At 58.5% G+C, this 4,056-nt stretch carries 6 protein-coding genes and 2 pseudogenes; 7 read left to right on the top strand and 1 reads right to left on the bottom strand.

What is annotated here, in order from left to right; all coding sequences use genetic code 11:
- The 6 genes and pseudogenes from ACR652_RS18170 to ACR652_RS18145 form a co-directional block, all read left to right on the top strand.
- Nucleotides 1-102, top strand: a 102-nt coding sequence (locus ACR652_RS18170; RefSeq protein ID WP_434507882.1) for an IS3 family transposase, incomplete at its 5' end; no start/stop codon positions are given.
- 187 nt (nucleotides 103-289) lie between these two features.
- On the top strand, nucleotides 290-550 hold the full coding sequence (locus tag ACR652_RS18165) for a hypothetical protein (protein ID WP_434507887.1): 261 nt from the start codon (nucleotides 290-292) through the stop codon (nucleotides 548-550).
- Nucleotides 551-565: 15 nt separating this feature from the next.
- Nucleotides 566-988 carry a group I truncated hemoglobin gene (locus ACR652_RS18160; RefSeq protein WP_434507886.1) on the top strand — a complete coding sequence of 141 codons (423 nt, stop codon included), beginning with the start codon at nucleotides 566-568 and terminating at the stop codon, nucleotides 986-988.
- A 10-nt stretch (nucleotides 989-998) separates the two neighbouring features.
- On the top strand, nucleotides 999-1,967 hold the full coding sequence (locus ACR652_RS18155; RefSeq protein ID WP_434507885.1) for an FAD-binding oxidoreductase: 969 nt from the start codon (nucleotides 999-1,001) through the stop codon (nucleotides 1,965-1,967).
- A gap of 236 nt (nucleotides 1,968-2,203) precedes the next feature.
- Nucleotides 2,204-2,404: pseudogene (locus ACR652_RS18150) on the top strand (helix-turn-helix domain-containing protein); the annotation flags it as partial.
- Nucleotides 2,405-2,746: 342 nt separating this feature from the next.
- Nucleotides 2,747-3,404: pseudogene (locus tag ACR652_RS18145) on the top strand (IS5 family transposase).
- Here the strand turns inward: ACR652_RS18145 and ACR652_RS18140 are convergent.
- A complete protein-coding gene (locus tag ACR652_RS18140) occupies nucleotides 3,397-3,570 on the bottom strand; it encodes a hypothetical protein (RefSeq protein WP_434507884.1) in 174 nt (57 codons plus the stop codon). The pseudogene ACR652_RS18145 and the gene ACR652_RS18140 sit on opposite strands and share 8 nt — an antisense overlap.
- 74 nt (nucleotides 3,571-3,644) lie before the next feature.
- On the opposite strand from ACR652_RS18140, the gene ACR652_RS18135 reads away from it, so the two are divergent.
- Nucleotides 3,645-3,875, top strand: a complete 231-nt coding sequence (locus tag ACR652_RS18135) for a LysM peptidoglycan-binding domain-containing protein (protein ID WP_434507883.1) — start codon at nucleotides 3,645-3,647, stop codon at nucleotides 3,873-3,875.
- Nucleotides 3,876-4,056: the final 181 nt, after the last annotated feature.

Genomic DNA, 4,056 nt, shown 5'->3' with positions numbered 1-4,056 from the left:
CGGTTCTACAACTGCCGGCGGCTTCATTCGACTCTCGGATATCTCAGTCCGATGGAATTCGAGAAAATGCGACTTGTTGAAAGAGAAAGGCTCGTCGCATAATTGCTCGGCTATGGGAGACGCCGAACGCGGGCAAGGCCACGGCTCCAGGCGGCCCTCCTCTCAAGGGGCGTCACACATCGCGAACTCATCGCCATTTTTGATGCGCCTCGACCCGAGCGACCCTATTTTGAAGACGGTAAGAAATCTTTGTTTCACCGCGTCTAATGATTAGCGACGAGAATCCAGCATGAAACGGACCGAGTTCGGACGCCTGATCGACACCATCTTCGCCGCGAAAGCTGGCGAGGAGCTGTCGTGCAGCGATTATTTCGAGCGATTGCCGCGCTATGCCGAGCTGGAGGCTACAGGCGAAGACGCCGCGGCCCGCCTGCCGGACGTGCGCCATCATATGCATCAGTGCCCCGAATGCGAAGAGGTTTACCTCGGCCTCCTCGAAGTCGTTCGGGCGGAAAAAAATCCGATGACTCCAAGTAAGAATCCTCCCTGACACCCCTCTAAAGGGATGTTCGAAGAAAACGAGCAGCCGTCGAAGAGCGGCTGGCCTGAGGGAGGAATACGCATGTCTAGTCTTTACGAGCGTCTCGGTGGCGAAAAGGCGGTGGACGCCGCAGTCGATCTTTTTTATCGCACCGTCCTCGCGGATGGGCGCATCGCGCGCTTCTTCGAAGGCGTGAATATGGAAGACCAGCTCGCAAAGCAAAAATCGTTTTTGACCATGGCGTTTGGCGGCCCCAATAAGTATACGGGCAAAGACATGCGCAAAGCGCATGAGAAGCTCGTCGCTAAGGGGTTGAACGATTCACATGTCGACGCTGTGATCGAAGACCTGTCGAGAACTCTGCGGCAGCTCGGCGTTGCTGAAAAGGAAGTATTGGAAGTTGCGGCGTTGGCCAATTCCGTTCGAAGCGACGTGCTGAATCACTGAGGCCGAGCGAATGACGCTGCTGACTTATCGAGAAGCAGCCATCGAGATCGAGCCGGGGGAGGACGTCCTTTCCGCGCTGCTACGCGCCGAAATTGACGCGCCTCACTCCTGCCGGTCCGGGGTCTGCCAGAGTTGCATGCATCGCGCGGTCGAAGGCAATCCGCCAGCCGCCGCGCAGGAAGGTCTTAGCGATGCGCAAAAATCGCTGGGTTATTTTTTGGCCTGCGTCTGCGTGCCCGATAGGCCTCTGACCATCGTCCCCGCGCAGGAAACCGCGATCCGATCGGAAGTTGTCGTACACTCGATGGAACGCCTTTCTGGCGACGTGGTGCGGCTGCGGCTGGAACATGACTCGGACTTTACCTATCGTCCCGGTCAATTCCTGGAGCTCATCACCGACGACGGACTTAGGCGGCACTACTCAATCGCGAGTCTGCCGGAGGACGATCCCTTCGTCGAGCTCCATATCCGTCTTCATCCGGGAGGGAGAATGAGCAGATTTATCTCCGACGAGCTTGCGCATGGCCGTCGGCTTCATATCGCCGGTCCTCTCGGAACGTGCATTTATGAAGGCGTTGATCCCGATCAGCCGATGGCGCTGATCGGCTCGGGCACTGGCCTAGCGCCTCTGATCGGCGTCCTGCGAGACGCTCTGAGGCGCGGACATCGTGGTCCAATCCGGCTCTATCACGGGGCGCGAGAGCGCGAAGGACTGTATCTGCACGATCATCTGCAGGCGCTGACGAAGAGGCACGCCAACCTCCACTATATCCCGCGCGTCCTCAGCGACACTGGACCTCACGGCGGCGACGTGGCGGCGGCGGCTCTGGACCATGAGAACGCACTCCCCCAGACGGCGTTCTTCCTTTGTGGGGGCGAAAAATTGGTGGGTCGTCTGAAACGGGATTTCTATATGAAGGGCGCTAGCCTCAAGCAAATGCGTTCTGACACGTTTCTCCCCGCGGGGTCGGGCCGTTGAGGATTGCCGCCACGCCATTCCTCTTGGTTCATAGGCCATCGTGATTCGACGGCCCAAGGCCTCCTCCGTCGCCCTGTGGATTGGTGGAGTGGCGTTCATGCGGCGGAGTGGCAGCTTGGCGTACGATAAGAGTCCTCGTCAAGCGAATCGAGTAACTACGATACTAGTGGATAAAATCTGACGTTTGAGTCCCGTTTTTGGATTCCCGGTTTCTGTTTCGCATTCGAGTCTGGCGCATGCGCACGGGAATTTCCATCAAAGCTTCGGCCGCTGATCGTAGGCGGCTCCAGGCCATCGTCAAAGACCGCAACGCTGCGCAAAAGCACGCATGGCGAGCCGAGATCGTCTTGCTGTCCGCCGCCGGCGTCGGCACGAATGAGATCAAGCGCCGGACAGGCAAGTCGAAGACCTGCATCTGGCGCTGGCAGGAGCGTTTCGTGGTGATGATGCCGTTCATCGCCTCAAACTGACCCAGAAGCCTCAATTCTTCCCCGAGCGACACCCGGACTTTCCATAAGTTGTGAATGCACCCATGGAATAAAGAAACGCCGAGGGAAGGTCTGGCGTCGCGTGGTGAAACAGGCAGAGAAGCGCCCGCATGAACGCCTCGAAGGATTGAAGCAGCGCCGTCGTCAAGGCGACGAACGCCGTGATAAGAATCGAAAAAAATACTAGGGCCTGTCATCAATTGGGCACTTGATCCTCACATAACCCTCCAGATTCCCAAGATTGGTTTTGCGTGATTCATAGGCGGTCGGCCGAATCGGAGGGGCCGACCGATGGCGCGTCGTCATTCTCTGCGCGATGATCAATGGGAGCGCATCAGGAATTTGCTTCCCGGGCGCGAAGGAACCGTCGGCGTGACTGCCAAGGACAATCGGCTTTTTGTCGAGGCGGTGCTGTACCGGTATCGCAAGAGCATTTGGCGCAAGATGCCGACAATGAATATGCCATGATCGACGCAACGATCGTGCGCGCGCATCAGCACAGCGCCGGCGCGCAAAAAAAGACGGCGAAAAGCAAGCGATTGGCCGCAGCAAAGGCGGATTGAGCACGAAAATCCACGCTACGGTAGACGCGCTGGGCAATCCGACCGGGTTCCATCTCACGCCCGGACAGGCGCATAATCTCGTGGGCGCCGACGCGCTTTTGCCGGGGCTTGAGGCCGACGCGCTGCTTGCCGACAAGGCCTACGACGCCGATGAGCGGGTGATCGAACCCTTGCGCCACGCCAAAACAGAACCGGTCATTCCCACAAAGGCCAACCGCAAAGAGCCGCGCCCTTACGACAAAGACCTCTATAAAGCACGCAGCCTGATCGAAAATTTCTTTTGCAAGCTCAAGCAATTTCGGGCCATCGCCACGCGCTACGACAAAACCGCTCGAAATTTTCTCGCCGCGATCCACCTCTCCGCAGCTATCGTCTGGCTCAATTGATGACAGGCCCTAAATCCTTCCTCCTCCTCTTCTTCGCTTCCTCGGGCTGGATCAGGCTGGCAACGATGTCGAGCCCGAACGTATGAATGAGAATGCAGAAAGTCAGGACAAGAACACCCGATTCTCTACGAATGATCAGTGCGGCGGCATCCAGATACCGGTGCACGGCAGACGATCGAAACCAAAAGCGCGGCCACTCGCGAAGCTGCGCCGGCGTCGGCTCCTTACATGAAGACCCCCATGAACACGCCTGAGGCGCCTGCTAAGCACCCTGGAGAGCAGGCAAGGGGCGAGGGCGTATATACGGTCGTGGCTGGCGACACGCTCGGGGGCATTGCAAGGAAAGCCTATCACGACGCCGGTCGGTGGCGTGACATTGTAGCGGCGAATCCACATTTGGATCCGCGCCGCTTGCGCCCGGGCGAGACGATCAACCTGCCGCAGCCCGGAAAGGTGGCGATTCCGAGGTAAATCGACTTCCACGCGCGTAAACGACCCGACAGCTGCCCGCTTTTTGGATGCCTTGGTGGCGCAGACATTCCGTCTGGTCGCTCTTCCAAGGACAAATATGGCGCAGGAGCGGATGACGGGCAGCGCTCCCAATTCCCCTGCCTCCACCTTTCTCAGGTCAATCCACACCCTCCGCAAGGGG

The sequence above is a fragment of the Methylocystis sp. genome, assembly GCF_051061225.1.
Lineage (GTDB): Bacteria > Pseudomonadota > Alphaproteobacteria > Rhizobiales > Beijerinckiaceae > Methylocystis.
This window is presented reverse-complemented; position numbering and strand designations above follow the sequence as displayed.